The 24895-nt window shown below is 59.1% G+C and carries 26 protein-coding genes; 18 read left to right on the forward strand and 8 right to left on the reverse strand.

Going from position 1 to position 24895, the window contains the following annotated elements:
- Positions 1–53 precede the first annotated feature (53 nt).
- Positions 54–1463: a leucyl aminopeptidase family protein gene (locus tag G502_RS20280; protein ID WP_040488310.1), complete on the reverse strand. Its 1410-nt coding sequence runs from the start codon at positions 1461–1463 to the stop codon at positions 54–56.
- 118 nt (positions 1464–1581) lie between these two features.
- Between G502_RS20280 and G502_RS0113760 the strand changes: the two genes are divergently transcribed.
- The gene (locus G502_RS0113760) at positions 1582–2223 is read left to right on the forward strand and encodes a glutathione S-transferase family protein (protein WP_022729259.1); all 642 of its coding nucleotides are present in this window, start codon (positions 1582–1584) and stop codon (positions 2221–2223) included.
- A gap of 2 nt (positions 2224–2225) precedes the next feature.
- On the opposite strand, the gene G502_RS20285 is transcribed toward G502_RS0113760, so the two are convergent.
- The 3 genes from G502_RS20285 to epmA all read right to left on the reverse strand — a co-directional run bounded on the left by G502_RS20285 (position 2226) and on the right by epmA (position 4565).
- The gene (locus tag G502_RS20285; RefSeq protein WP_022729260.1) at positions 2226–2456 is read right to left on the reverse strand and encodes a hypothetical protein; all 231 of its coding nucleotides are present in this window, start codon (positions 2454–2456) and stop codon (positions 2226–2228) included.
- 156 nt (positions 2457–2612) lie between these two features.
- Entirely contained in the window at positions 2613–3347 is a 735-nt protein-coding gene (locus G502_RS21580; protein ID WP_022729261.1) for a dienelactone hydrolase family protein, read from the reverse strand.
- 138 nt (positions 3348–3485) lie between these two features.
- Positions 3486–4565 (reverse strand): EF-P lysine aminoacylase EpmA, encoded by a 1080-nt coding sequence (gene epmA, locus G502_RS0113775; protein ID WP_022729262.1) that lies wholly within the window; start codon positions 4563–4565, stop codon positions 3486–3488.
- A 91-nt stretch (positions 4566–4656) separates the two neighbouring features.
- On the opposite strand from epmA, the gene efp reads away from it, so the two are divergent.
- On the forward strand, positions 4657–5223 hold the full coding sequence (efp, locus tag G502_RS0113780) for an elongation factor P (RefSeq protein WP_322098922.1): 567 nt from the start codon (positions 4657–4659) through the stop codon (positions 5221–5223).
- A 644-nt stretch (positions 5224–5867) separates the two neighbouring features.
- Here efp and G502_RS0113790 read toward each other — a convergent pair.
- The 3 genes from G502_RS0113790 to G502_RS0113800 form a co-directional block, all read right to left on the reverse strand.
- Positions 5868–6242: a hypothetical protein gene (locus G502_RS0113790; protein WP_022729265.1), complete on the reverse strand. Its 375-nt coding sequence runs from the start codon at positions 6240–6242 to the stop codon at positions 5868–5870.
- 379 nt (positions 6243–6621) lie between these two features.
- Positions 6622–7437 (reverse strand): prolipoprotein diacylglyceryl transferase, encoded by an 816-nt coding sequence (locus G502_RS0113795; RefSeq protein ID WP_022729267.1) that lies wholly within the window; start codon positions 7435–7437, stop codon positions 6622–6624.
- A 218-nt stretch (positions 7438–7655) separates the two neighbouring features.
- Entirely contained in the window at positions 7656–8345 is a 690-nt protein-coding gene (locus G502_RS0113800) for a fumarylacetoacetate hydrolase family protein (RefSeq protein WP_022729268.1), read from the reverse strand.
- A gap of 215 nt (positions 8346–8560) precedes the next feature.
- On the opposite strand from G502_RS0113800, the gene G502_RS0113805 reads away from it, so the two are divergent.
- The 10 genes from G502_RS0113805 (at position 8561) to G502_RS0113850 (ending at position 18484) form a co-directional block, all read left to right on the forward strand.
- Positions 8561–9544: a TRAP transporter substrate-binding protein gene (locus G502_RS0113805; RefSeq protein ID WP_211217839.1), complete on the forward strand. Its 984-nt coding sequence runs from the start codon at positions 8561–8563 to the stop codon at positions 9542–9544.
- Positions 9545–10087: a TRAP transporter small permease gene (locus tag G502_RS20295; RefSeq protein WP_081649816.1), complete on the forward strand. Its 543-nt coding sequence runs from the start codon at positions 9545–9547 to the stop codon at positions 10085–10087. It abuts the gene before it with no gap.
- On the forward strand, positions 10084–11400 hold the full coding sequence (locus G502_RS0113815; protein WP_022729271.1) for a TRAP transporter large permease: 1317 nt from the start codon (positions 10084–10086) through the stop codon (positions 11398–11400). The genes G502_RS20295 and G502_RS0113815 overlap by 4 nt, the downstream gene beginning before the upstream one ends.
- Positions 11397–12695 (forward strand): replication-associated recombination protein A, encoded by a 1299-nt coding sequence (locus G502_RS0113820; RefSeq protein WP_022729272.1) that lies wholly within the window; start codon positions 11397–11399, stop codon positions 12693–12695. Before G502_RS0113815 ends, G502_RS0113820 begins: the two co-directional genes overlap by 4 nt.
- Before the next feature lie 145 nt (positions 12696–12840).
- Positions 12841–13503, forward strand: coding sequence for a cysteine hydrolase family protein (locus G502_RS20300; RefSeq protein ID WP_040488313.1), 663 nt, complete (start codon positions 12841–12843; stop codon positions 13501–13503).
- Between the two features lie 87 nt (positions 13504–13590).
- Complete coding sequence (crcB, locus tag G502_RS0113830) at positions 13591–13971, forward strand: fluoride efflux transporter CrcB (protein ID WP_026989492.1); 381 nt, start codon at positions 13591–13593, stop codon at positions 13969–13971.
- 4 nt (positions 13972–13975) lie between these two features.
- Positions 13976–14968, forward strand: a complete 993-nt coding sequence (locus tag G502_RS20305) for an RluA family pseudouridine synthase (RefSeq protein ID WP_022729275.1) — start codon at positions 13976–13978, stop codon at positions 14966–14968.
- A gap of 30 nt (positions 14969–14998) precedes the next feature.
- Positions 14999–15685 (forward strand): HAD-IA family hydrolase, encoded by a 687-nt coding sequence (locus G502_RS0113840; RefSeq protein ID WP_026989493.1) that lies wholly within the window; start codon positions 14999–15001, stop codon positions 15683–15685.
- Complete coding sequence (locus G502_RS0113845; protein WP_022729277.1) at positions 15682–17769, forward strand: AsmA family protein; 2088 nt, start codon at positions 15682–15684, stop codon at positions 17767–17769. The genes G502_RS0113840 and G502_RS0113845 overlap by 4 nt, the downstream gene beginning before the upstream one ends.
- Positions 17770–17776: 7 nt before the next feature.
- Positions 17777–18484, forward strand: a complete 708-nt coding sequence (locus tag G502_RS0113850; protein WP_022729278.1) for an ATP12 family chaperone protein — start codon at positions 17777–17779, stop codon at positions 18482–18484.
- Between the two features lie 15 nt (positions 18485–18499).
- On the opposite strand, the gene G502_RS20310 is transcribed toward G502_RS0113850, so the two are convergent.
- A complete protein-coding gene (locus tag G502_RS20310) occupies positions 18500–19558 on the reverse strand; it encodes an AI-2E family transporter (protein WP_022729279.1) in 1059 nt (352 codons plus the stop codon).
- 122 nt (positions 19559–19680) lie between these two features.
- On the opposite strand from G502_RS20310, the gene G502_RS0113860 reads away from it, so the two are divergent.
- The 6 genes from G502_RS0113860 (at position 19681) to G502_RS0113885 (ending at position 24894) form a co-directional block, all read left to right on the forward strand.
- The gene (locus tag G502_RS0113860; RefSeq protein WP_022729280.1) at positions 19681–21213 is read left to right on the forward strand and encodes an acyl-CoA carboxylase subunit beta; all 1533 of its coding nucleotides are present in this window, start codon (positions 19681–19683) and stop codon (positions 21211–21213) included.
- Between the two features lie 52 nt (positions 21214–21265).
- The gene (locus tag G502_RS0113865) at positions 21266–23227 is read left to right on the forward strand and encodes an acetyl-CoA carboxylase biotin carboxylase subunit (protein WP_022729281.1); all 1962 of its coding nucleotides are present in this window, start codon (positions 21266–21268) and stop codon (positions 23225–23227) included.
- A gap of 22 nt (positions 23228–23249) precedes the next feature.
- Positions 23250–23696, forward strand: coding sequence for a hypothetical protein (locus G502_RS0113870; protein WP_022729282.1), 447 nt, complete (start codon positions 23250–23252; stop codon positions 23694–23696).
- Positions 23697–23700: 4 nt separating this feature from the next.
- Entirely contained in the window at positions 23701–23982 is a 282-nt protein-coding gene (locus tag G502_RS0113875) for an acylphosphatase (protein WP_022729283.1), read from the forward strand.
- Between the two features lie 24 nt (positions 23983–24006).
- Complete coding sequence (locus G502_RS20315; RefSeq protein ID WP_022729284.1) at positions 24007–24456, forward strand: NUDIX domain-containing protein; 450 nt, start codon at positions 24007–24009, stop codon at positions 24454–24456.
- Between the two features lie 69 nt (positions 24457–24525).
- Positions 24526–24894 (forward strand): DUF4870 family protein, encoded by a 369-nt coding sequence (locus G502_RS0113885; protein ID WP_026989494.1) that lies wholly within the window; start codon positions 24526–24528, stop codon positions 24892–24894.
- Position 24895: the final 1 nt, after the last annotated feature.

The following is a 24895-nucleotide window of genomic DNA, read 5'->3' on the forward strand; positions in this document are numbered from 1 at the left end:
AACGGGATCCAGTTCTACGGCGGGCCCGGAGCAAACACTCCGGGCCCGCTTTTTCATGCGCTGTCGTTGCTGGGCGATTTACCTGACAAAGCCCGCTCCTCGATCAGGCTGTAGACGGCGCGCAAGGCCATGGCTTCACCGCCGGCCGGCCGGCCGGGGCGGTCGCTCTGGTTCCAGGCATAGACATCGAAGTGCACCCAGGGTGTTTCCGGCGGAATAAAGTGTTCCAGAAACAGGGCCGCCGTGATGGCGCCGGCAAAGGGGCCTTCCGAAACGTTGTTCAGGTCGGCGACCTTGCTTTTCAGTTTCTCACGGTAGGGCTGGTGTAGGGGCAGACGCCAAAGGCTATCCTTCTGCCTTTCGCCATGCTGCGCCAGAGAGGACGCCAATGCGCCATCATTGCAGAACATGGCAGGCAGATCGGGACCGAGGGCCACGCGTGCGGCACCGGTCAGCGTTGCAAAGTCGAGCAGCAGGTCGACCTTCTCGCTGCCCGCCTCGCAGAGTGCATCGGCCAGTACCAGCCGGCCTTCGGCATCCGTGTTCCCGATCTCCACGCTCAGGCCCTTGCGTGTCTGTATGACATCCAGGGGTCGGAAGGCATTTCCGGACACCGCGTTCTCCACCGCAGGAATGAGGACGCGCAGGCGAATGGGCAGCTCAGCCTCCATGATCGTGGAGGCAAGACCGAGCACATGGGCAGCACCGCCCATGTCCTTCTTCATGATTTTCATGCCCTCGGCCGGTTTCAAGTCCAGGCCGCCCGTGTCGAAACAGACGCCTTTGCCGACAAGAACCACCAGTGGCGCTGTCTTGTCTCCTCCGGACCAGCGCAGGTCAATGAGGCGCGGAGCGCGTGTGGAGGCACGGCCCACTGCATGAATGGCGGGATAGTTCTCCTCCAGCAAAGCTTCTCCCTCGACGACCTGCAAGGCGGCTCCGTGTTCGCCTGCTAGCTGGCGGGCGGCTTCCTCCAGCTCCTCCGGACCCATGTCATTGGCGGGAGTGTTGATCAGGTCGCGGGTCAGTCCGATGCCACGGGCCAGGCGTTTTACCGCCGCGCTATCGCAATTCTGTGGCCAGACCAGGGAAGCGGACAAGCGGTCCACCTTGCGATAGTGGTTGTAGCTGTAGCTTCCAAGTGCCCATCCAAGTGCGGCGGCATTCGCACTGTCCCTGTCGAGGGCAGGCTGTATTTCATAGGTTCCGGGCGGCAGGGATTTCGGCAAGGCGCCGTAGGACCATATATCGTCCAAAGCCTCTACGCCGGCCAGCATCTCGTTCATTTGGCCATTCCTGCCAGGCAAGGGACAGAAGCTGCCGCTCTTTGCGCTGAACCCGTTTGCTGTCACCCAGGCACGCACCTCGTCCGGCTGATCGGCCAACCAGCTTTCCAGGCTGTCCGCATTCAGGATACGCAAGGCGATGGCGTGGCCAGAGGAATCGGCAAGGGAAGCAAGCATGTGATTTGTCATCGTGATCGGTTCACCAGAAGCGAGTTGAAGAAAGAATTGCGGAACCAAGCTCGCACGGGCAGGCTCGACATCCAAGCAATCTGCACCAAGTCTTCACGAGCGTTTCATGGATACTACACTTGTCATCGGAAACAAGAACTACTCCTCCTGGTCCCTGCGTGCCTGGCTGCCGCTTCGTCAGGCAGGGCTTTCCTTTTGCGAGGAGGTGATTCCTCTGCGCCGGGAAGATACGTCAGAACAAATTCTGTCCTGGTCGCCCAGCGGCAAGGTGCCGGTGTTGCTTCATGAGGGACGCACTGTCTGGGACAGCCTGGCCATCGGTGAATACCTGGCGGAACTTTACCCCCAGGCCGGTCTTTTGCCTGCCGCCCGCGCTGCGCGTGCGCGTGCGCGCAGCATCATTGCTGAAATGCATGCCGGCTTCGGTGCCTTGAGGAAAGAATGTCCGATGGACATGCGCGCGCATCGCCCAATCGATCTGTCCGCGGAGACAAGGCGTGATGTGGAACGTATCAGTGCCATCTGGGAGGCCTGCCTGAAGGAGGCTGGCGGCAGAGGTTTCCTGTTCGGTTCGCCGGGGCTCGCCGATGCCTTCTATGCGCCCGTGGTCAGCCGCTTTGCCACCTATGGCATCATGCCGGGGCCGCTCGGCCAGGCTTACATGGAACAGATCCAGGATTGGCCCCTCTATCAGGAATGGCTGAATGCTGCCCGACAGGAAACCTGGAGTTTCAACCTGACGGCCTGAGATCACGCCGCCTGAGCCGATGATCTCTGGCCGTTCGTTTTCGGCTTGTCTGAGCTTGCCCGATTGATGGTTCTCTCGATTTCCTCGGGGCTGCCGAAAAGTTTCCCATCAAGGTTGTCGTAGCGCGGGTCGAGCGCAGTGAAGCGAAAGCGCTCACCTTCGCGGATTGCAAGCCCGACCCCACGTTCGTCGGTTTCTATCAGAAGGGCACCTGTGTTTCCGAATACCTGCATGAGTCTGTCCTCGCTGGATGGCAGCGCCAGCCCTGTATGGCTGGCGACGCTGGTGGATTGCCACTCAGACTACAGCAAGCTTCATGATGTTATGATGTCATCCGCATGATAATGCGTTGAAGGTGCCGTGGGGGTGCCTCAGCTTTCCTGGCGAACTCAGCGAAATTTCAGAGTACGCAGGAAGAAGTTGGAGGTGCGCTGCAAGCTGTCGTCGAATGTGTCGCCACGTAGCGTATGGGCCTGTCCATCATAGATTTGCAGCTCGTAGTTGGCCCCGACGGTCTTGAGAACCTTGGCCGCTTCATGCGCGCGTCCCACCGGCACAACGGAGTCTCTGCCCCCGTGGAGAATCAAGGTTGGCGGCATGGACTGAATGCGGGAACGGTCGATGTCCCAGGAAAGTCCCCCTCCGACAGCGACCACGGCCTTTATGCGCTCGTCCTGCGTAGCGCGGCCCAGTGCCTGAAAGGCACCAAGAGAGAAGCCATAGACGCCAATACGTTCCTCATCGACCTTGGGGAGCTTCGCGATGTACTCGAGGGCTTCGCCCACTACACGGTCACGCTGACGGAAATAGGCCGGGCTGGCCTTGTTCGCGACACTCAGGCCGTCGAAGTAGTGCACGATGAAAGCGGCAATGCCTTCATCCACAAGCTGTTCGACGATGGGATAGAACAGAGATCCACTTCCCAGGCCGCTGGCTCCATGCAGAACCGCAACAGCCGGAACGGGGGCATCGGGCCTGGCTCCTTCGGGCAGGGCCATGTCAATCCGTACGTTACGGCCTTCGACCTTGAAGCTTCCCATGCCGTTGACGACCTGGGCTGCATTGAAGCCATGGCTTTCGGAAAGGGGGACGAGCAGGAAAACGCTGAAAATGAGACCGGTCAAAACCGGAAAAAAGGCTCCTCTACGTTTCCGCATGCTGTTCCAATGCCTCCCGATGATTGGACCTGTGGTTCTATAACACCAAAACCCGCCCCAGTCTCAACAAAAAGCTGCTGCATTTCTGACATTCTTGGGGCGTGCTCACCTGGAGTCGGCATCATTCAATGATTGTCCTGGACGAACGGGGGCCCAAAGGACCTCCTCGATGTCCTCGGCACCGGTAAAGAGCATGACAAGGCGATCAACACCAAGCGCTATCCCGGCAGCCTCCGGCATGCCCTGGTCGAGTGCGGCCAGGAAGTCCTCATCAATGGGATAGCGCTGCCCGTAGATACGCTGTTTCTCTCTGCAGTCAGCCTCGAACCGTCGGCGCTGCTCGCTGGCATCCGTCAGTTCGCCAAATGCATTGGCGAGTTCAACCCCGGCGATATAGAGTTCAAAGCGTTCGGCCAGCCTTGGATCCGATGGTTTTGGGCGTGACAGCGCGGCCTGGCTGACCGGGTAGTCATAGAGGATGGTGGGGGTACTATATCCCAGGTGCGGCTCGATCTTCTCCAGAAGGATCCGGGTAAAAACGGCCTGCCAATCGTCATCCTCGGCTGTCCGGATTCCCTGTTGCCTGGCGGCTTCGGCCAGCAGGCCTGCGTCGGGCTTCCAGGGGTCCTCTGTCGTCGCCAACAGGTCGATGTTGGCATAGTGTTGGAAGGCCTCGGTAACGGAAAGATGCTCCCAGGGCTGGAAAAGATCGACCTGCTGTCCCTTCCAGATAATGGATGTTTGCTGCAGGCGACGCGCAATGGCACGCAGCATATCCTGGCAGTCCTGCATCAGGACTTCATAGCCTTCCTGTGCCCTGTACCATTCAAGCAGCGTGAATTCCGGATGGTGAAGGGACGAAGCCTCGGCATTGCGAAACACACGGGCAAGGGTGAAGAGGCGTTTTTCCCCGGCGACCAGAAGCTTCTTGCAGGCAAATTCCGGCGAGGTGTGAAGGTAGAGCTGCGCCTGCCTGCCGTCGGGGGTGGTCAGCCGGGTTTCAAAGGCCTGTAGATGAGGCTCCAGCCCAGGAGAAATCTGCAGGGCCGGGGTTTCAGCCTCCACGAAATCCTGATCAAGAAAGTGTTGACGTATCCCGTTCAGGACATGCGTTCTCTTGACCAGGTTCGGGCGTCGCCGGGCATAGGTTTCGGGATTCCACCAGTTTTCCGAGGCTGTGGTCATGCTGCTGATGCTGTTCCAGTGTGGCTTGGCGTTGAGGGAAGGAGGGGAAGCTGTTAGCTTCCGACATCTTTTTCATAAGGGATATTTGATCGTGAAAGTGAATGCCAGTGCACTGCGTCAGGGCAATGTTGTCGAGTACAATGACAAGCTCTACGTCGTTCTCAAGGCCGACAATATCCAGCCGGGCAAAGGTACGCCGGTGACCCAGCTGGAAATGCGCCGCATCAGCGACGGCGTCAAGACTTCGGAGCGTTTCCGCACCACGGAGCAGGTGGAGAAGGCCTTCATTGAGGAAGGGGATTATCAATATCTCTATGAGGACGCCGACGGCTCGGCCTTCATGGAGGTCAATACCTTCGACCAGATCATCATTCCCAAGCAGGTGATCGGCGATGGTCAAGTCTATCTGCAGGAAGGGCTGGTGGTTAAGGTCTACCAGCACGAGGGTGTTCCTGTCAGCATCGAGCTGCCCCAGCGGGTGACGCTCGAGGTCACGGAGACGGAGCCAGTCGTCAAGGGACAGACGGCAGCCTCCTCGAACAAGCCTGCCACTCTCAGCAATGGACTGCGTGTCATGGTGCCCTCGCACATCACGGCCGGCACGCGGGTGATCGTGAACACGGCGGACAATACCTACCAGGAACGCGCCAAGGACTGATCTTCAGGACTGCGGCAAGCAGAAAGCCTCCTGCCGTGCGGCAGGGGGCGTGGGGTTCTTAATTTTCTGGGATGCAGACTCATTCAGTCATCGATTAGTCCGGTCTGGCGGCGTCCTCGTCAGAAAGAAACGGGCTGGGGGTGCCACTTTGGATTTGTAAGGCGACATTTTCTCCAGCGCGCCGATCACTGATATAAAGGATGTCATCACTGGATTTGCGCGTAGGGATGCCGACCGATATCGGCGACTGCCTGCAGGTCGGTATAGAAAGCTCTGTAGGCCGTTAGCCTTTTTTCTTCCTGCACATCATCCGTCAAGATCGGTCCGGACTCACGGGGATTTCCTGCATATTGCTCCAATCCTATTTTCAAATGGAGCCAGGCACGGATGCTGCTAGAGTATTATGGAGTGGGACTACCCATAACTAGAAACTGGTTTAGGGAAATTTGGAATCGCGAGACAGTGGAGAAGAGTTGGCTGCCGATTCAAAGAGGCGTGCAGGGACTGCCGAGCAGTGGCACGGCGCCGACATGGGCAGAGTTTCAGTTAGGCTGACAGTATAGGTGTGCGTGGGCTCCCAGAAACGAATAGCCCCTGCCGTCTCCGGCAGGGGCCTCGCAGGTATGTAGAAGGACGAACCCAAGTTACTCAGTAATGTTCTCGTCCTTTTCTTCGTCGACGAGATCCTTATCACTAACCGATGGGGTACTGCCCATCGCAGCGTTGTTGTTGCTGTCATCGCCATCAATATCTTCGGCACCCTCTATGGAGGTGCCTTCCGGTTGGCCGCCAACATCGTTATGGTCGGTGTCAGGGTTATTGGACATGGTGTCCAGGGCGGGATCTTCGTCCTGCTTCATCTCTTCCGCCGATGCTGGGCCGGATTCCCGAGATGTCTCCTGGTTCTGGGCAAGAAGCATGGTGTCCTCGCTCATGCTTCCAGGCTGGGCAAAGGCTATTCCGGTGGCCATCAGGCCTGCCAGAGTGGCGGGCAGGATTGTCAATTTCACGGATTTCATTCTATACTATCCTTTCTCAAGTTGTCTGAGAGTCCCCCTGCTTTTCTGATTGGGTAGAGGAGAAGCAGGGGGATAGACGCTGTTTCGCGCCTCCATCAGAGGTCGCACCCTCCGAACTAGTGTCCAATGCTGCTGCGTCAATCATGGAGCGCTTCACCTCTCTTCTTGTTCGAGAGCAAGGCGAATTGGGCAAAGGAGGGATAATCCCGGTTGTCAATGACCAGGCTGCTGTTCTTCGTGGCCAATAATGTTTCGGGCAGAAGTGCCAAGGGAAGGGACTTAATCAATCAACTCTTCGACGGGCAAGGTGCAGCCTGGCTGGAGAAAAAGCCCCTGCCTCCCCAGGGGGCAGGGATGGGAGGCAGGGGTAAGGAAGCCCTCAGTCCATGTCTTCGGGGGCTTCGTATTCCGGCATTTCGTCAATGTCCTCTTCCGTGAGCGAGGTCACCAATTCACCTTCTTCGCCAGGTGAAAGGTCCGATAGCTCAATCGCGAGTTCCTTGGCGCCTATACCGAGAATGCCGCCGGCCTTGGCGAGTACGGCCACAACCTCGCCAACCTCGTTGGCCAGCAGGTCATCAACACGTGCAATTTCATCTCCCTCCTGGTTGACGATGGCAGCTCCGGCAACCTCTTCGGCGTCCATGCCATTGCTGAGTGTGACGGCTTCATAGTCGCCTTCCAGGGGGCGCAGTTTGGAGGTGTCGACGCTATCCTCCTCGGGGGTTTCCACGGATGAACTTTCGGCGTCGTCCTCATCCATGGCCTCGTCCATGGCATCCTCGGCGCCCTCGGCAGTCTCGTCCACCTCTTCGGCAGCGTCTTCGGCTGTTTCCTCTACGCTCTCGGCTGCATCTTCAGCTGCTTCTTCTGTCGCCTCGGCTGCGCCAATGTCATCTTCCTCCTCGACGTCAGCGCCTTCCTCTGCAGAGTGCGCTGCGTCGTCATCGAAGGCTTCGCCAACTTCGGCACCTTCCTCGTCGCCGGCATACTCTTCTTTTTCGCTTTCTCCATCCCCGCTTTCGGCACCGGCCTCGGCGTTCACGCCAGAGCCGGATTCCGGGGAGGATTCGGTGGTTTCTGCGGGCTGTCCGCTATCCTGCTCGGAAGGCGTGGAGGACTGAGCCACGGCCAAGCTCGTGGATGCCAACAGCAAAGCTGCGGCGGGAATCAAGGTTGATATACGGGGCTTCATGGTTGCACCTCATTGTAAACCATTGTCTGGTCCAGAAGAGGTTGGGAAGCCCTCTCGAGACTGCAATGGACTTACCAACAATGCCCCAGCATTGCCCTTACCATCCCACAATAGATGCCTTTTCCCGCTCACAAGGGCAGGAAAATGCACACTATGTCACAAGCGCTGCCTGTCGCCCGTCATAACGGCGAATCCTTAAGAGGCCGTGCTTTCGATTGTCAGGACTGAACAACCTGACAGGTCAGTTCGCCGATGCGTTCTATGCTGCCGTACAAGCTGTTTCCGGGAAGAACTGGACCGACCCCGGCAGGTGTGCCGGTGTAGATCAGGTCCCCGGGATGGAGGGTGAAATAGCGGCTGAGGTGCGCCAGCAACTCCTCCACAGACCAGGTCATCTGGGCAAGATCCCCGGATTGGCGCTCTTCTCCGTCAACCGACAGGGCGATCCTGCCCTCGCTGGGGTGCCCGATGTCGGAGGCCGGGTAGAGGCGTGAACAGGGGGCGGAACAATCGAACGCCTTGCCCACTTCCCAGGGGCGCCCCTTTTTCTTGGCTTCCCCCTGCAGGTCGCGCCGGGTCATGTCGAGGCCAACCCCATAGCCGAAGATATGCTGGCGCGTCTTGTCCCGCGTTATGTTTCGCCCGCCTGTGCCAAGAGCCACCACGAGCTCGATTTCGTGGTGAACATTCTGGCTTTCCGAGGGGTAGGGGAAATCCTGTCCTTCGGGCAACAGACTGCTGGCCGGTTTCATGAAAAAGAAAGGCAGTTCCCGGCTGTCCTCACCCATTTCCTGCACGTGTTCGGAATAATTGCGACCGACACAGAATATGCGGCGCACCGGAAAGGTCTCCTGCCGGCCATGGATTGGCAGGAAGGGGTGAGTCCAGGGAGCGGGAATGTCTGTCATGGTCGAACCTTCTGCTAGGATGAGAGTCGGATTTGCTGCAGAGATAGTGGATTCCTGTCAACTTTACCTAAAGCGGGCATGCTTCTATAGCTGTTGCGGCCCGGTTGGGCCAGGCAGTCGGGTCACGTCGTGCAGGAAAGGGTATAATCTTGATGTTCAGGCTGAAATTCCATTGGGCAGTTTTCGTGTCTGCTTGTCTTTTGCTGGGGATGGCGATGACGGCCCGCGCCCAGACGCAGGATGTCACCTTGCGGATCCATCACTTCCTGCCGGCATCTTCCACGGTACAGGTCGAGCTGCTCGAGCCCTGGGCTGAACGAGTCGAGACTCAATCGGAGGGACGGATCGCCATTGAGATCTATCCGACAATGCAGTTGGGAGGACGTGCGCCCCAGCTTTTCGACCAGGTGCGTGACGGCGTGGTGGACATGGTGTGGACGCTGCCAGGCTATACCCCTGGACGCTTCCCCAAGCTGGAGGTTTTCGAGCTGCCTTTCGTACCGGGCAGTGCCAAAGCCACCAGTGCCGCGGCTCAGAGCTATTTCGAAAGCCATGCCAGCGATGAACTGGCTGAGGTGCACCCCATCCTGGTTCATGCGCATGCGCCCGGCAGCCTGCACATGAATGACAAGCGCATTCGCAATCTGGAGGATATCCAGAACGTCAAGGTGCGCGCGCCAACCCGCATCATCAATGATACCCTGGAGGAGATCGGAGCTGCGCCGGTCGGCATGCCCGTCCCCCAGGTGCCGGAGGCCATGTCAAAGGGCGTCATTCAGGGGGCAGCGCTGCCCTATGAGGTCACCCGCTCGTTGCGCATGCATGAACTGACCGACAGTCACACCGAGTTCCACGGCGAGCGCGGCCTCTACACGGCGGTCTTCCTGTTCCTGATGAACAAGCAAAGCTATGAAGCCTTGCCGCAGGATTTGCGTCAGGTGATTGATGACAACAGTGGGCTCGAGCTTGCCCTGGAGATCGGTGCCACCTGGGACGAGGCGGAAGAGCCCGGTCGCGAAGCCGCGCGAGAGGAGGGGCACGCCTTCGACATTATCGAGGGCGAGGAACTGGAACGCTGGCAGGAGGCCAGCCAGCCGGTGATCGATGCCTGGATTGCCGAGCGGGATGAAGCGGGTGATGACGGCGCAGCCCTGCTGTCGGCGGCCCGGCAGTTGATTGAGCAATACAGCGAGAAATAGATGGCGATGTCAGGGGGAGCTGAGAAGAGGGCGGCTCCGCTCTGGGCCATGCTGGACCGTGGGATGCATGCCGTGGCCGCAGGCTTTGCCATTCTTGGCGGCCTGGTTCTGTCCCTGGTGGCCGTCATCACGGTTGGCAGCATTCTGGCGCGGGCCTTTCTGGGAAGCGGTCTGGGTGGTGATTACGAGCTGGTGGAAATGGGCTGTGCCATGGCGGTTTTCACCTTCCTGCCCTACTGTCAACTGGTGCGCGCCCATGCGAAGGTGGATTTTCTCAGCCGGTGGTTCGGTGTGTGGCTGACCCATTTCCTGGATGCCCTGGCTGATGTGCTGTTCCTGGTCATTGCCATTCTTCTGACCTGGCGCCTGAGCGTTGGGGCGCTGGATGTCCTGCAGTATGGAGAATCGACCATGGTGCTGCGCCTGCCTGTATGGTGGGGTTTCGTGCCAGCCGTTCTGTCCTGCGGGCTGCTGTGCGTTGTCTGCCTTTATGGTCTGCTGCGGCGTTTTCTTGGGCCCGGACTGCACGAGAGCGGGAGATGACGGCCTTTTCGCTGGGTCTTGCCAGTTTCCCGCTGCTTCTGGTGCTGTTGGCCCTGCGCCTGCCTATCGGGGTGGCCATGCTGGTTGTCGGGGGCGGCGGCTATATGCTGGTCAATGGCGAAACCGCGTTGCTGAATTACCTGAAGACCACACCCTATTACCTGTTTGCCAATTATTCCTTCTCGGTCATCCCCCTGTTCCTGCTGATGGGGCAGTTCGCCACGCGTGCAGGCCTGTCGGAGTCTCTTTTCCGCGCGGCCTATGTCTTTCTGGGCCACCGGCGCGGCGGGTTGGCCATTGCCGGGATCGGCGGCTGCGCAGGGTTCGGGGCCATTTGCGGCTCGTCCACGGCGACCGCTTCCACCATGGGACAGGTGGCCCTGCCGGAGATGCGCCGCTATGGCTATTCTGGTGCACTTTCCACCGGGACGCTGGCCGCCGGCGGGACCCTGGGAATCCTGATCCCGCCTTCGGTCATCCTGGTGATCTACGCCATCCTGACCGAGCAGAATGTCGCCGCCATGTTCCTGGCCGCCTTTGTCCCAGCCATGCTGGCGATCCTCGGCTTCATGTTGGCCGTTTCGGTCTATGTCCGCCTGTTCCCTGGCGAAGGGCCGTCAGCCCCCAAGGCTTCCTGGAAAGAACGCGGGCGCACCCTGCTGACCATCTGGCCCGCACTGGCAATTTTCCTGGCCGTGATCGGGGGTATCTATGGAGGTGTTTTCACACCCACGGAAGCTGCGGCCGTCGGGGCTGTGGCAACAGGATTCCTGGCCCTGCTGAAGGGAGGGCTGGCGAACGGAGGCTGGAAAGAAGTTCTTCAGGGCACGGCCCAGACCACGGCCATGATCTTCCTCATCCTGTTGGGTGCCGAGGTGTATTCCGCTTTCCTCGCCATGACCCGCATGCCCATGGAAGCTGCTTCCTGGATCACGGCGGCTGAGCTTTCTCCCTATCTGGTCATCGGGGGCATCCTGCTGTTCTATCTCTTGCTGGGCTGTGTCATGGACAGTCTGTCCATGATCCTTCTGACCATTCCCATCCTCTTTCCCATTGTAAGCGGCCTGGATTTCGGACTGACTTACGAGGAAACCGCAATCTGGTTCGGTATCCTGACCGTGATTGTGGTGGAACTTGGCTTGATTACGCCCCCCGTCGGTCTCAATGTCTTCGTCATCAATGCCATGGCGAAGGATGTTCCAATGCTGGAGACCTTTCGCGGGGTCTTGCCGTTCCTGATTGCGGAAGTGGTGCGTGTGGTCCTTCTGGTCGCGTTTCCGGGCATAGTCCTGTTTGCCCTGAGGTTTGCATGAGTCCGACGGAAAGCCTTTTCGAAACCACGGCGGATCGGCCGCTTGCAGATCGCTTGCGGCCGACACGACTGGAGGACGTCGTGGGGCAGGAACATCTGCTGGCACCGGATGCGCCAATCGGGCGCATGGTCCAGCAGGGGCGCCTTGCCTCGATGATCCTGTGGGGTCCACCTGGATGCGGCAAAACGACCATTGCCCGCCTCATCGCGGAGGCGAGCGAGCTGGCCTTTGAGCCTTTGTCCGCCGTCTTTTCTGGAGTGGCGGATTTGCGCAAGGTTTTCGAGCGCGCGAAGGAACGTCGAAGCGCGGGACAGGGTACCCTGCTTTTCATCGATGAGGTGCACCGTTTCAATCGGGCTCAGCAGGACGGCTTCCTGCCCTATGTGGAGGACGGCACGGTCATCCTGATCGGTGCCACGACGGAGAATCCCTCCTTCGAGCTGAATCCGGCGCTGCTGTCGCGCTGTCAGGTGTATGTGCTCAATCGTCTTGGCGAGCCGGCCCTGAGCGAACTGATGAGTCGGGCGGAGGTGGAAGCCGGACGCAGCCTGCCGTTGGACGAGGAAGCGCGCAGTGCCCTGTTGGCCATGGCCGATGGCGATGGGCGCTACCTCCTGAACCTGGCCGAGCGTCTGATGGCTGAGCCGGCTGATGCGCAGCTGACCACGGCCGACTTGGTTGCCGTGGTCCAGAAGCGTGCGCCGATCTACGACAAGGGGCAGGAGAGCCACTACAACCTGATCAGCGCGCTGCACAAGTCTCTGAGAGGCTCGGACACTGATGCGGCCCTCTATTGGTTTTCGCGGATGATCGATGGGGGGGAGGACCCGGAATATGTTGCGCGCCGGCTGGTGCGCTTTGCGTCTGAAGATATCGGCCTGGCCGATCCGCAGGCGCTTCCCCAGGCTCTGGCAGCCTGGGATGCCTACAACCGCCTGGGTAGCCCGGAAGGCGAATTGGCCCTGGTACAGGCAGTCATCTATTTGGGAACGGCACCCAAATCCAATGCCGCCTACAAGGCTTCCAAGGTTGCCTCGAAAACCGCCCGCGAAACGGGTTCTTTGGCACCCCCCAAGCATATCCTGAACGCACCGACCAAGCTGATGAAACAGCTGGGCTATGCCGAGGGTTATGCTTATGACCATAACACCGAAGAGGGTTTCTCGGGCCAGGATTACTTCCCGGATGAAATGCAACGCCAAGCTTTCTATCAACCAGTGGAGAGAGGGTTTGAGCGGGAAATCGCCAAGAGGTTGGATTACTGGGCACGTTTGAGAGCAAAAAAAGGTTCATAAAGAACTGCCTAGCTCAGCCTTGCGCAACCTGCGAATCCGTCATGCAAAGCTGATCCTTGCTTTGGCGCGCTGTCCGCGTAAGGTCCGCGGCTACGAGAAATCAGCTTTTCCAGAAGGCCGGTACAGGATCTGAATGACAAAGACCATGACCGAGCAAAACATTCCAGACCGTTCCGCGGTCGCCCTTCTGACCATAGACCTGCAGCGCGATTTTGCCTGCCAGGGTTCTCCCATCCAGGCATCCGGAGTGGGCGCCTGCCTGCCGCGTGTCCGCAGGATCGTTCAAGCCTTCAGAGAGTACGAGAAGCCCATCTTCCATGCTGTGCGGCTTTATCGTCCGGACGGATCCAATGTGGACCTCTGCCGCCGTTCCGCGGTCATGGAAGGGCTGCGCGTCCTGATGCCCGGCACAAAGGGTGCGGAGTTGCTGGACGATATCAAGCCGAAGGCAGATATCCGACTGGATAGCGAGGAGCTGCTTTCCGGTGGTTTCCAGGAACTCGGAGCGAAGGAGTGGGCTTACTACAAACCCCGTTGGGGCGCCTTCTACGGAACCGAGCTGGAAACACGCTTGCGTGACTCGGGAATTGGCACTCTTGTGGTTGTGGGGTGCAATTTTCCGACTGGAGGACGAGCCACGATTTACGAGGGCTGTGCCCGGGATTTCTGTGTGATCGCGGGCAGTGATGCCATCTGTGATGCCAGCCGCGACGGCCTGGATGAACTGGGTCGCCTTGGCGCTTATCAGAAGACGACGGATGCCGTCCTCGAATGGCTTTCCGGAAAACGGCAGAACAGCGCTGCCTGAGCCTACTGAACAGCGACGGCTTTCCCGGACACGAGCCTTCTGGTAAAGGCTTTGCGCCAGACGATCCAGAAGGGAACTGAACTGACCATGCATTCGCTGTTGGCTGTTGCGGCTGGGGGCGCTCTCGGAGCCGTTGCCCGCCATCTGCTGTCTGCGCAGATCATGCGCGTGAGCGGGTTTGGTTTTCCACTCGGCACGCTTTCCGTGAATGTCCTTGGGGGCTTGCTGATGGGTCTGCTCGTCAGCCTGTTTGCATTGCATTGGAATGCTGGCCAGGAGGTAAGGCTGTTCCTGACTGTCGGCTTGCTGGGTGGCTTTACCACCTTTTCCACCTTTTCGATGGAAACGATACTCCTTTTTGAGCGAGGACAGTGGATGGCAGCCGGTCTGTATGTCCTGGCTTCCGTCAGTCTGGCTCTTGCCGGCTTTGCCGCCGGTCAGGCCCTGGTGCGTCTGTGTTCTGGGTAACAGCATGGTTGAGAACAGAAAAATTTTAGCGGATGAGGCCGAGCAGCGCCTGGACCGCTGGTTCAAGCGCCATTATCCCGGCTTGTCCCACGGGCGGCTGGAAAAGCTGTTGCGAAAGGGCCAGGTCCGGGTCGATGGTCGGCGTGCAAAGGCTTCTACGCGTCTGGAAGTGGGGCAGGTGGTGCGGGTGCCGCCTCTTGGGGTGGACAGCCAGACCGAACGACCAAAGATGGCCGCTCCAGAACCTTCAGCGCGTGAGGCGGCTGACCTCAAGGCGCGCATCCTCTATCAGGACGATTGGGTCATGGCCATCGACAAGCCTGCGGGCCTGGCCGTCCAGGGTGGCAGCGGTCAGCGCCGACATCTGGACGCCTTCCTGGATCTTCTGCAGTTCGAGAAATCCGAGCGACCACGTCTGGTACACCGCCTGGACCGGGATACGGCGGGAGTCTTGCTGTTGGCGCGCACAGCTGAAGCGGCGCGTCGCTTGACAGCCTCCTTCAAGCGGGATGAGCCCAACAAGCTTTATTGGGCACTGGTTGCCGGCAGTCCGGATCCGGACAAGGGAGAAATCGATCTGCCGCTGGCCAAGTCCGGCAAGGCGGGCAAGGAGAAGATGGGAACGCAAGGAGCGGATGTCCGTCCAGCGGTTTCCCGCTATGCCACGATTGCGCGTTCCGGCAAGCAGATGGCATGGATTGCGCTGCGTCCCCTGACGGGACGTACCCACCAGCTGCGCGCTCATTGCAGCGCCATCGGACATCCGATACTGGGGGATGGGAAATACGGGGGCCGCCAAGCCTTTCCCGAAAAACCATGGAAACCTGAAAGCCTGATGCTCATGGCGCGCGAGATCACATTACCTCATCCAGACGACGGCACCACCTTGCGCGTGACCGCACCCTTGCCTGCCCACTTCGAATCAGCCTTCGGTGAGCTGGGCTTTCAAAGTGACTCGGGCTATGCCCTCAAGGCTGCCGATATCCTGGGCCTTTGAATGTCTCTTCCAGGAGTTCTTGAACGCACCATGCCGCTTCATCCCTACCGACTTATCCTGTTTGATTTCGACGGTACTCTTGTCGACAGCCAGGCAAATATTCTGCGCTGCATGCGGCAGTCTTTTGTCGAGGCCGACCTTGAACCACCACAGGACCAGGACATTCGGCGCATTGTGGGCCTCAGTCTCGATGAGGCCGTAGAGCGCCTGCTGCCGCCGGAACGGAAGCGGGACAGCGTCGAGCGGGTCTGTGAGGGGTATCGTCGCGCCTTTCTCGCCTGGCGGCAGCATCCCGATTACGAGGAGCCTTTGTTTCCAGGAGTCAGGCCCACGCTGGAGCGTCTCAACGAACCGGAAATCTTCCTGGGAATCGCCACCGGAAAGAACAGGCGTGGGCTTTCTGCTTCGCTGGATCATCACGACTTGGCGCATCTGTTCTGTACCTTCCAGACCCCCGATACCTCACCCGGTAAGCCGCACCCGGGCATGGTGCTGCGCGCGATGGAAGAGATGGCCTGCCATCCCGAGGAAACCCTCCTGATCGGGGATACGACCTACGACATAGAGATGGCACGAAATGCTGGTATCAATGCAATCGGCGTGAAATGGGGTTACCATGAAGCGCACGAGTTGATATCCGCCGGCGCTCTCAGGGTGCTGGACGACTTCTCGGAAATACCGGATCACCTGTCAGACCTTGTGGGGACAATACGATGAGAAAACTGAAGTGGGTTCTGCTGGCCATTGTCGTCATACCCATCGCTCTGGCCGTGACGGCCTACGCGATTGTCTCCACCTACAGCTTCGATGAAGTTAAGGCCATTGCACGGCAAGAGGTACGCAAGGCCACCGGGCGCGAGCTTGTCATCGACGGACCGTTGGATGTTGCCCTGTCGCTCTCACCGGCCGTAACTGTCAGCGACGTAAGCCTGAACAATGCCGACAACGGTAGCCGTGACAGTATGATCAATCTGGAGCGTTTCGAGCTTCAGGTTGAACTTATTCCCTTGCTGAGCGGGGATATAGAGGTGAGGCGACTGGTATTGGTTGGCGCCGATATCCTGCTTGAGACAGATGCAGAGGGAAATCCGAACTGGCAGTTCACGCCACCGGCAGACGACTCGACTGAGGGCGAGACCACCACGGCGGACCAGGCGCGCGAGACGGGGCGCCAGCGCATGCCGAACCTCAATTCCGTTTCCATCGAGGACAGCCGTCTCACCTATCGCAATGGTGAGACGGGAGAAAGCATGACCCTTTCCCTGGACAGCGCAACGATTGCCGGGTCGGGCGACCTGCTCGATCTGGATCTGGAGGGGGATCTCCGCGAAGTTCCCTTCTCGTTTGCCGGTTCCGTTGGAGGGCTGGACCGCCTGACGGGCGGTGGTGATTATCCGGTCAAGCTGGAGGGACAGCTTGCCGATGCCGATATCGACCTGAACGGCAACATCATCAGTATGACCAGTGATCCCAGATTGGACCTTCAGGTCCAACTCGAAGGTGACAGTCTCGCTGCCTTTTCCGAACTAGGCGGGACCGATCTGCCGGATCTTGGGCCCTACAGCTTTGCCGGCCATGTAGAAGGCGAGATGGCCGCGTTATCCCTGAATGGGATGACTCTGGAAATGGGTGAAAGTGACCTTTCCGGAGATGCTGGGCTGGACCTGACCGGTGCACGTCCAAGGGTGACCGGCGACCTGCAGAGCACCTTGCTGGATATGGCCGATTTCCAGGGGGATGACGCAGACGCTTCCGCAGACAGTGATGAAGGCTCTGATTCGGAAGGAATTGACACCGGCGAAAAGCAGTTCGTCATTCCGGAAACGCAACTTCCCTTCGAAGCCTTGAGGGGACTGGACGCACAGCTGAGCGCGCGCGTTTCCACACTGCGGTTGCCGTCCGATGTGGAAGTGTCGGATGTGGATATCACCCTTGCGCTTGCCGAAGGTCGACTGGACATCACGCCGCTCCAAGCCGGCTTTTCCGGAGGTGTCCTGGGGGGCGAGGTCATGCTGGACAGCAGTTCGGATACGCCGCGCCTTGCGATCAACATGACAATGGAAGGCTTCGACTATGGCCGCCTGTTGCGTGAACGCGAGCTGAGCGAGGATGTCGAGGGTACGGCCGATATCAAGCTGGACCTGGAAGGAACAGGCAGTTCTCCGAGGGCGCTGGCTTCCAGTCTGAACGGACGCAGCGAGATCATAGGCCACGAAGGTGTGATCACGAATCGCCTTCTGGCCATCGTCTCCACCGGCTTGTCCGAGGTCATGGGGCCACTGCTTGGCGACAACAAACAGACTCGGCTGAATTGCATTGTCAGTCGTTTTGATTTCGAAAGTGGCGTGGCCACAAGCCAGGTGCAGTTGCTCGACACAACGACCTTCTCGGTGGCGGGCGGCGGCCGCATCGACCTGCGCGATGAAAGTCTGAACATGAATTTCGATACCAAGACCCGGCAGACAGCGCTGGTTAGCCTGGCTATTCCGTTCAATGTTCGGGGAACCCTGAAGAATCCCAGTTTCTCACCCGATCCCTCAGGTACCGTTGAAGCTGCCGCCAAGCTGTTCGGTTCGGGCAAGGATCCCGAGGAGATACTCGGCTCAATCATGTCGGGCGGCTCTTCGGACAGTGAAATACAGGAAGAAGAGGACAATCCCTGCCTGACGGCTTTGGGGCAGACAGAAGGACAAACCCAGTCCTCGGATGAAGCCGAGGATGAATCCAGCCAGGCTGAGGATGCCGTCAAGGGCGTTGCCGAGGATCTGGAAGAGGGCATCAAGGGCCTTTTCGGAGAGTAATGGCTAGATGATCCAGGCGACAAAGCGTTTCTACAAACGGGCAGAACCAGCGGAAGTAGAGGGCGGCTATGGCATTTTTCTGGATGGCCGCCCCGTCAAAACCCCAGGGCGCCAGGAACTGGCCTTGCCCTCCAGGTTACTGGCAGATGCCTTGGCCGCAGAATGGGACTCCCAGGAAGAGCAACTTGAACCTGAGGCCATGCCACTGACTGCATTGGCTTTCACAGCTCGTGATATCGTGGCGCCAAAACGGCCTGAGGTTGTTGATGAGATTGTGGCTTATAGCGAGACAGACCTGATTTGCTATCGCGCCAGTTATCCGGACAGCCTGGTTCGAAGGCAGCAGGAGGTCTGGCAGCCCCTGGTTGACTGGGCTGGTTCCAGCCTGGGAGCGCCCCTGGAAGTGACCACCGGAATCCAGGTGGTGGAACAGCCATCGGACTCACGCCAGAACCTGAGGAGGGCCGTCGAGGCATATGACGATCTGGCGCTATCCTCGCTTTCCTCGGCAGTGCGCATAAGTGGCTCCCTGGTCATTGCCCTGGCTCTCTGTGAAGGGCAGGTGACTGCCGAAGAGGCCTTTGCCGCAGCCGAACTGGATGAAACCTATGAAATGGAGCAGTGGGGCTGGGACCGTGAAGCACAGGAACGTCGAGACTACTTGCAGTCCGAACTGCAGAATGCCGCACGCTTCCTGGAGCTTCTGAAATCCTGAAGTCCTTGAATGTAATTAGTATTTTGTCTTTGTCTTGCCAGGAATACGGCTTCCGGCCAAGCGGGCCAGCCACTGTGTCTGCTCAAACTGATCGCAGATCGTTATTATGGCAATCGTTGCTGGAACACCAATGAAGGCACCAGCAACTCCCCAGATCATGCCCCAGAAGAAGATGGAAATCACTACGACCAATGGTGAAAGTGCCAGTGCCCGTCCCTCCAAACGAGGGTCGACATAGTTGCCCAACACGATCTGGATGGTGGAGGTTCCAAGCAGGACCAGAAGAGGCATCAGCCAGTCGTTGAACTGGACAGTGGCAAAGACCACGGGTGGAATGACCGCCAGAATCGAGCCCAGGAAGGGAATGTAGTTCAGGATGAAGGCGATCAAGCCCCAGGTCAGGGCGAACTCAAGCCCGAGGACCAGTGCAAAGAGGTAGGTCAGCAGGCCGGTCAGCAGGCTGACAAAGGTACGTACGACGATGTACCTGCGAAACTTGTGGCTGATCTTCTGGATGGCGTCGAGGATCAGGTCGCCGGTGGGCAGGGATCTGAGTTTGCTGCCAAAGTCCCGGACCTCCAACAAGCCGAGGACGATATAGATGAAGGTCAGGCCGATCAGGGCTATGCTGGCGTTTACACGATCCAGGGCACTGGCGGCCATGCCGACCATGGGGCCGATATCCATTTCCTCCACGTTCGGGACGTTCACCGGGAATCCGTTTGCTGCCGCCCAGGCCAGAACACTGAAATAGGCACGGTCGAGTTCGTAGCGATAGGCTGCGATGCCGTCCCCGATCAGTATGACACTCAGGGCCAGAAGCCCGAAGAAGCCCCCAAAGGCCAAAACGATAAGCAGGACCGAGGTAAGGAAGCCGACCCAGCGTGGAAAGCGGCGATCCAGTCGGTCCTGCACCGGCCAGACGATGGCCATGAGAAACAGACCGAATGCCAGAGGCAGGGTAACAGGGCGGCTGAGATAGAGAACCAGGATGAACAGGGACGCTGCACCAAAAATGATCGACCAGTGCGCCAACCTGGCTGTTCGATCCATTCCGTCACCCTTCATATCCATGGCAATGTTCCGCTTTCGTGAATTGCTGGTACTCAACCCCAACTTGGCGCCAGCCTGTGCGCATGATATCAGCAGATAAGAAGAATTACATGTCAGCGCCACGACAAGACAGGAAATGACCCATGCAAGACATTCTTGGCGAGTTGGAAACGCGGCGCGAGCGCGCGCGCAGCGGTGGTGGAGAAAAACGCGTTGAGGCCCAGCACGCCAAGGGAAAGCTGACAGCGCGGGAACGCATAGAGGTGCTGCTCGATGAGGGCTCCTTCGAGGAATACGACATGTTCGTCGAGCACCGCTGCAACGATTTCGGCATGGACGAACAGCGCATTCCCGGGGATGGGGTCATCACCGGACACGGCACCGTGAACGGAAAACCGATTTTCGTGTTCAGCCAGGATTTCACGGTTTTCGGCGGCGCGCTTTCCGAGACCCATGCCGAGAAAATCTGCAAGGTCATGGAACAGGCCATGAAGGTCGGTGCGCCCGTGGTCGGAATCAACGATTCCGGTGGGGCCCGGATTCAGGAAGGTGTCGCATCGCTTGGCGGCTATGCAGATGTCTTCCAGCTGAATGTCATGGCATCCGGCGTGATCCCCCAGATTTCCATGATTATGGGGCCCTGTGCCGGTGGAGCCGTTTATTCCCCCGCCATGACCGACTTCATCTTCATGGTGAAGGACAGCTCCTACATGTTCGTGACCGGCCCCGACGTGGTGAAGACGGTGACGCACGAGACCGTGACACACGAGGAACTGGGTGGAGCCGTTACTCACACCACCAAGTCCGGAGTGGCTGATCTGGCGTTCGAAAACGACGTGGAGGCCTTGCTGGAGCTGCGGGACTTCCTGTCCTACCTGCCGCCCAGCAATCGTGACGAGGTGCCGGAACGTCCCACCGAGGATCCGGCGGAGCGGGACGATCATTCCCTGGATACCCTGGTGCCTGGCAGCCCCAACAAGCCCTATGACATGAAAGAGCTGATCGAGAAGGTTGTCGATGAGGGGGAATTCTTCGAACTGCAGCCGAACTATGCCGGCAACATCATCATCGGCTTTGCCCGTATGGAAGGGCGCACGGTCGGTATCGTGGCCAACCAACCCATGGTGCTGGCTGGGTGCCTGGACATTGCCAGCTCGATCAAGGCGGCGCGCTTCGTGCGCTATTGCGACTGCTTCAACATTCCCATTCTGACCTTCGTCGACGTGCCCGGCTTCCTGCCCGGCACCTCCCAGGAGTTCGGCGGCATTATCAAGCATGGCGCCAAACTGCTCTTCGCCTTTGGGCAGGCGACCGTTCCCAAGGTGACTGTGATCACCCGCAAGGCCTATGGAGGTGCCTATGACGTCATGAGTTCCAAGCATCTGCGCGGTGATGTGAACTACGCCTGGCCATCGGCCGAGATTGCGGTCATGGGGCCCAAGGGTGCGGTGGAGATCATCTTCCGCAAGGATGCCGATGATCCCGAGAAGATCGAGGAGCTGACCGAGGAATATCGCAAGAAGTTCGCCAATCCCTTTGTGGCCGCCTCGCGCGGGTTTCTGGACGATGTCATCATGCCCCACGGAACACGTCGCAGGATTTGCCGCGCCCTTCGCATGCTGCGCAGGAAGAAGGTGGAAGAACCCTGGAAGAAGCATGACAACCTGCCCCTTTGAGGGCGTCTTGCCTGGAACCGGGCGAAAGACATGACAACGGAGGAGCGCTTGCGTGTTTGAGAAAATCCTGATTGCCAACCGGGGCGAGATTGCCTGCCGTATCATCCGTACCTGCCGGCGCATGGGAATCGCCAGTGTTGCGGTTTTTTCCGAGGCAGACAGCGATGCCCTGCATGTGCGCATGGCGGACGAATCGGTCCTGATCGGTCCGGCTGCGGCGGCCGAGAGTTACCTGCAGGGGGATCGAATCATCGAAGCCGCCAAGTCGACGGGGGCCCAGGCCATACATCCCGGGTTCGGGTTCCTGTCGGAAAACGCGGAATTCGTGAAAGCCGTCAAGTCGGCCGGCCTCGTCTTCATCGGTCCGCCCGCCGAGGCCATTGCGGCCATGGGAGACAAGATTCAGTCCAAGAAGCTTGCCGAGAAAGCCGACGTCAATACCGTGCCGGGCTATATAGGCGATATCTCCGATGCAGACACGGCAGTCTCGATCGCCGCAGATGTGGGTTATCCCGTCATGATCAAGGCCTCGGCCGGCGGCGGCGGAAAGGGTATGCGGATCGCCCGCAACGAACAGGAGGTGCGCGACGGGTTCGGTTCGGCGCGCAATGAGGCCAAGAGCAGTTTCGGCGATGACCGCATCTTTATCGAGCGCTATGTCGAGCAACCGCGGCACATTGAAATCCAGGTTCTGGCTGATGGCAGCAACGCGCCTGTCTATCTTCATGAGCGGGAGTGCTCGATCCAGAGACGCCACCAAAAGGTTATCGAGGAAGCTCCCTCGCCCTTCCTGGATGAAAAGACGCGCCAGGCCATGGGCGAACAAGCCTGTCAGTTGGCAGCGGCCGTGGACTATCACTCCGCGGGTACGGTCGAATTCATTGTCGACAAGGACAAGAATTTCTTCTTCCTTGAGATGAACACGCGACTTCAGGTGGAGCACCCTGTCACCGAAATGATCACGGGCCTCGATCTGGTGGAGTGGATGATCCGGATCGCGGCGGGCCAGCAACTGGATTTCAAGCAGAAGGATATCAAGCGGAATGGCTGGGCCGTTGAAACCCGCGTTTATGCAGAGGATCCCGCACGCAGCTTCCTGCCATCCATCGGCCGGCTGAGGCGCTATCAGGAGCCCGAGAAGGGGCAGGATGTCCGAATCGACAGCGGTGTGGACGAAGGCTCTGAAATCACCATGTTCTACGATCCCATGATCGCCAAGCTGGTGACCTGGGGATCCGACCGTCGTGCAGCGATTACACGCATGCGCTCGGCACTGGACGCCTTCTACATCCGTGGCATCAACCACAACATCAACTTCCTTTCCGCCGTAATGGCCCATCCGCGCTTTCGAGACGGCAATATCACGACGAATTTCATTGCCGATGAGTTTCCCGAGGGCTTTGCGGGCCGCAAGTTGAGGGACGACGAGCAGCTGGGTCTTGCGGCCGTGGCGGCTTTCATTGAGTGGCGTCGTGAAGCCTGTCATGCCATGCCGATCAGCCGTGGCCCCGAGCGTGTTGTTCGTATCGGGCAGGAGGAATACGCCTTTTCCGTCGAGCCGGCCGAGCGGGGCATTCGGGTCACCTCCGAGCAAGGCACGTTGTCGGTCGAAGGGGACTGGAGGCCCGGCCGGGCCCTGTTCACAGGACAATTGGATGGTTCCGCAATGACCGTTCAGGTGGACCGTCGCGGGCCGGCCGTGGTGCTGACCTATGATGGCTGCGTGGTCGAGGCGCTTGTCCTGCGCCCGCGCGTGGCGGAAATGGCACGCATGATCCCGGAAAAGGCACCACCGGACCTGTCCCGTTACCTTCTGTCGCCCATGCCGGGTCTTCTGGTTTCCGTGAAGGTGGAGGCCGGTCAGCTGATCAAGGCCGGTGAGGAACTGGCTGTGGTCGAGGCCATGAAGATGGAGAACGTGTTGCGCGCCGTTTCGGATGGAACCGTCTCAAAGATTCATGCCCAACCCGGCGAAAGCCTCTCGGTCGACCAGGCCATTATTGAATTCGAGTAGGCGACCGGCCAATTTGGCGTCCATGGAGCATCTTGATCCACCCGATGTCATAACCTGGGACGAGCGGCGCCTCTGGTTCGAGGAGCAGGAAGCGCGCCATGCACGGGCCGGCGCGTCATCCAGGCTTTCCGAACAGGCTTGTGCCCTGATGCTGGACTTGCAGGCCGTTTTCTGTGCGGGCGCCTGGGCAACGGTCGTGATCCTTGCGGCAGCGATTGTCGAGACTCAGGCCGATCGTTCGAAACTGTACAGGACAGCTTCGGCCCGGGACCTTCAATGGCTTCGGGGCTTGCGCAACAGTCTGCTCCACGAGAATCAGGGGGATTCCGTGCTGACCATCGAGGATCAATGGGTGCAGCGCCCGCAATGGGAAAAGCATGCCCGAAGGGCCATCACCTTGGTGTTCCAGGCGATCTATCCGGAGCAAGAGCCGCAGGAAAACGAGGCGGGATCGGTGCAGGAGAGGTGAAAGCATGTCGGAAGTGGCGCATCATTTGACTATCCACGGCAGGGTCCAGGGTGTCGGATATCGTGCCTGGGTCGAGAACGAGGCTTCGGCGCGGGGTTTGCGTGGATGGGTTAGAAACAGACGCGAGGGCACGGTCGAATCTGTTTTATGTGGCCTGGAATCCGCCGTGGAGGATATGGTCCGGCTGTGTTGGCAGGGGCCACCAATGGCCCAGGTCCGGGACATCGATGCGCAGCCTTGCGCCTTGCCAGAGGAAAATGGCTTTGAGCAGCTGCCGACCCAATAGCCTGCCGTTGGAAGGAGCAGCTGCGTGATTGCGTTCGACACGCCTGAACCCGGTTATCACTATACGCACCGTCCGGGCGCCTATGGCCTCGCCCATGGCGCGGACGGACGTCTGTTCCTGGTGCGCACCAAGGATGGGTTGGAGATTCCAGGGGGTGGCATCGAGCCCGGTGAAAGCGCGGAAGAGGCCTTGCGCCGGGAGTTTCTCGAGGAGACGGGCTATGAACTGGAAGAGGTTACGCCTTGGCTCTGCATTCAGCAGTTCTTGACGCAGCCAGTCGAGGATAAGTTCTATCACAAGTATCCTTACTTCTACCTGGTTGCCCTGGGGCGCAAGCTTGGACCTCCGTTTGAAGAAGGGCATGCACCCTGTTGGATTCGACCAGAAGATGCCTTGGGGCAGATGGCGGAATCGGGCCAGGAGTGGATTGTGGATTACCTTCGGCGGGAAGGGGCAAAGGCGCCCTTTCTCTGAAATGCGAGACTGGCAAGACGATGGCCGTTTCGATTAAAAGGAAGATTCTTTCAGGATATGGGGACCAAAATGGCAGAGCCAGAAATTCAGACACCTCAGGGCGGCGGCAATTCGAACGAAAGGATGATGCCGCTCGTTGTTTATATTCTCTATCTGACCGGTTTCGTGGTCGGCATAACGCCTCTGATCGGGGTTATCATGGCCTACATCAACAGGTCTGCTGCCCCCGCCTGGTTGCAGACACACTATAGCCTGCAGATACGTACGTTCTGGATTGGCCTGCTGCTCAGTATCGTCGGCGCCATCACAGCATTGATCTTCATCGGATGGCTTGTCCTGCTGGCAACGGCCATCTGGTACATCGCGCGTTGCGTGAAAGGCTTGATGCATCTGCAGCGCGAAGAGGCCTATCCGGATCCGGAAACTTGGCTGCTTTGAG

It is taken from the genome of Fodinicurvata sediminis DSM 21159, assembly GCF_000420625.1.
Classification (GTDB): Bacteria; Pseudomonadota; Alphaproteobacteria; order Kiloniellales; family DSM-21159; genus Fodinicurvata; species Fodinicurvata sediminis.

What these genes read in the sequence shown, in the direction of transcription:
- G502_RS0113790 (WP_022729265.1), bottom strand. Translation starts at nt 6,242, where the DNA reads ATGAAATCCGTGAAATTGACAATCCTGCCCGCCACTCTGGCAGGCCTG.
- G502_RS0113860 (WP_022729280.1), top strand. Translation starts at nt 19,681, where the DNA reads ATGCAAGACATTCTTGGCGAGTTGGAAACGCGGCGCGAGCGCGCGCGC.
- G502_RS20310 (WP_022729279.1), bottom strand. Translation starts at nt 19,558, where the DNA reads ATGGATATGAAGGGTGACGGAATGGATCGAACAGCCAGGTTGGCGCAC.
- G502_RS20295 (WP_081649816.1), top strand. Translation starts at nt 9,545, where the DNA reads ATGGCGATGTCAGGGGGAGCTGAGAAGAGGGCGGCTCCGCTCTGGGCC.
- G502_RS0113795 (WP_022729267.1), bottom strand. Translation starts at nt 7,437, where the DNA reads ATGAAGCCCCGTATATCAACCTTGATTCCCGCCGCAGCTTTGCTGTTG.
- G502_RS20285 (WP_022729260.1), bottom strand. Translation starts at nt 2,456, where the DNA reads ATGCAGGTATTCGGAAACACAGGTGCCCTTCTGATAGAAACCGACGAA.
- G502_RS0113760 (WP_022729259.1), top strand. Translation starts at nt 1,582, where the DNA reads ATGGATACTACACTTGTCATCGGAAACAAGAACTACTCCTCCTGGTCC.
- G502_RS0113850 (WP_022729278.1), top strand. Translation starts at nt 17,777, where the DNA reads ATGATCCAGGCGACAAAGCGTTTCTACAAACGGGCAGAACCAGCGGAA.
- G502_RS0113840 (WP_026989493.1), top strand. Translation starts at nt 14,999, where the DNA reads ATGCCGCTTCATCCCTACCGACTTATCCTGTTTGATTTCGACGGTACT.
- G502_RS20305 (WP_022729275.1), top strand. Translation starts at nt 13,976, where the DNA reads ATGGTTGAGAACAGAAAAATTTTAGCGGATGAGGCCGAGCAGCGCCTG.
- G502_RS20300 (WP_040488313.1), top strand. Translation starts at nt 12,841, where the DNA reads ATGACCGAGCAAAACATTCCAGACCGTTCCGCGGTCGCCCTTCTGACC.
- G502_RS0113875 (WP_022729283.1), top strand. Translation starts at nt 23,701, where the DNA reads ATGTCGGAAGTGGCGCATCATTTGACTATCCACGGCAGGGTCCAGGGT.
- G502_RS0113885 (WP_026989494.1), top strand. Translation starts at nt 24,526, where the DNA reads ATGGCAGAGCCAGAAATTCAGACACCTCAGGGCGGCGGCAATTCGAAC.
- G502_RS0113815 (WP_022729271.1), top strand. Translation starts at nt 10,084, where the DNA reads ATGACGGCCTTTTCGCTGGGTCTTGCCAGTTTCCCGCTGCTTCTGGTG.
- G502_RS20280 (WP_040488310.1), bottom strand. Translation starts at nt 1,463, where the DNA reads ATGCTTGCTTCCCTTGCCGATTCCTCTGGCCACGCCATCGCCTTGCGT.
- crcB (WP_026989492.1), top strand. Translation starts at nt 13,591, where the DNA reads ATGCATTCGCTGTTGGCTGTTGCGGCTGGGGGCGCTCTCGGAGCCGTT.
- G502_RS0113805 (WP_211217839.1), top strand. Translation starts at nt 8,561, where the DNA reads ATGACGGCCCGCGCCCAGACGCAGGATGTCACCTTGCGGATCCATCAC.
- G502_RS0113870 (WP_022729282.1), top strand. Translation starts at nt 23,250, where the DNA reads ATGGAGCATCTTGATCCACCCGATGTCATAACCTGGGACGAGCGGCGC.
- G502_RS0113800 (WP_022729268.1), bottom strand. Translation starts at nt 8,345, where the DNA reads ATGACAGACATTCCCGCTCCCTGGACTCACCCCTTCCTGCCAATCCAT.
- G502_RS0113845 (WP_022729277.1), top strand. Translation starts at nt 15,682, where the DNA reads ATGAGAAAACTGAAGTGGGTTCTGCTGGCCATTGTCGTCATACCCATC.
- G502_RS0113820 (WP_022729272.1), top strand. Translation starts at nt 11,397, where the DNA reads ATGAGTCCGACGGAAAGCCTTTTCGAAACCACGGCGGATCGGCCGCTT.
- epmA (WP_022729262.1), bottom strand. Translation starts at nt 4,565, where the DNA reads ATGACCACAGCCTCGGAAAACTGGTGGAATCCCGAAACCTATGCCCGG.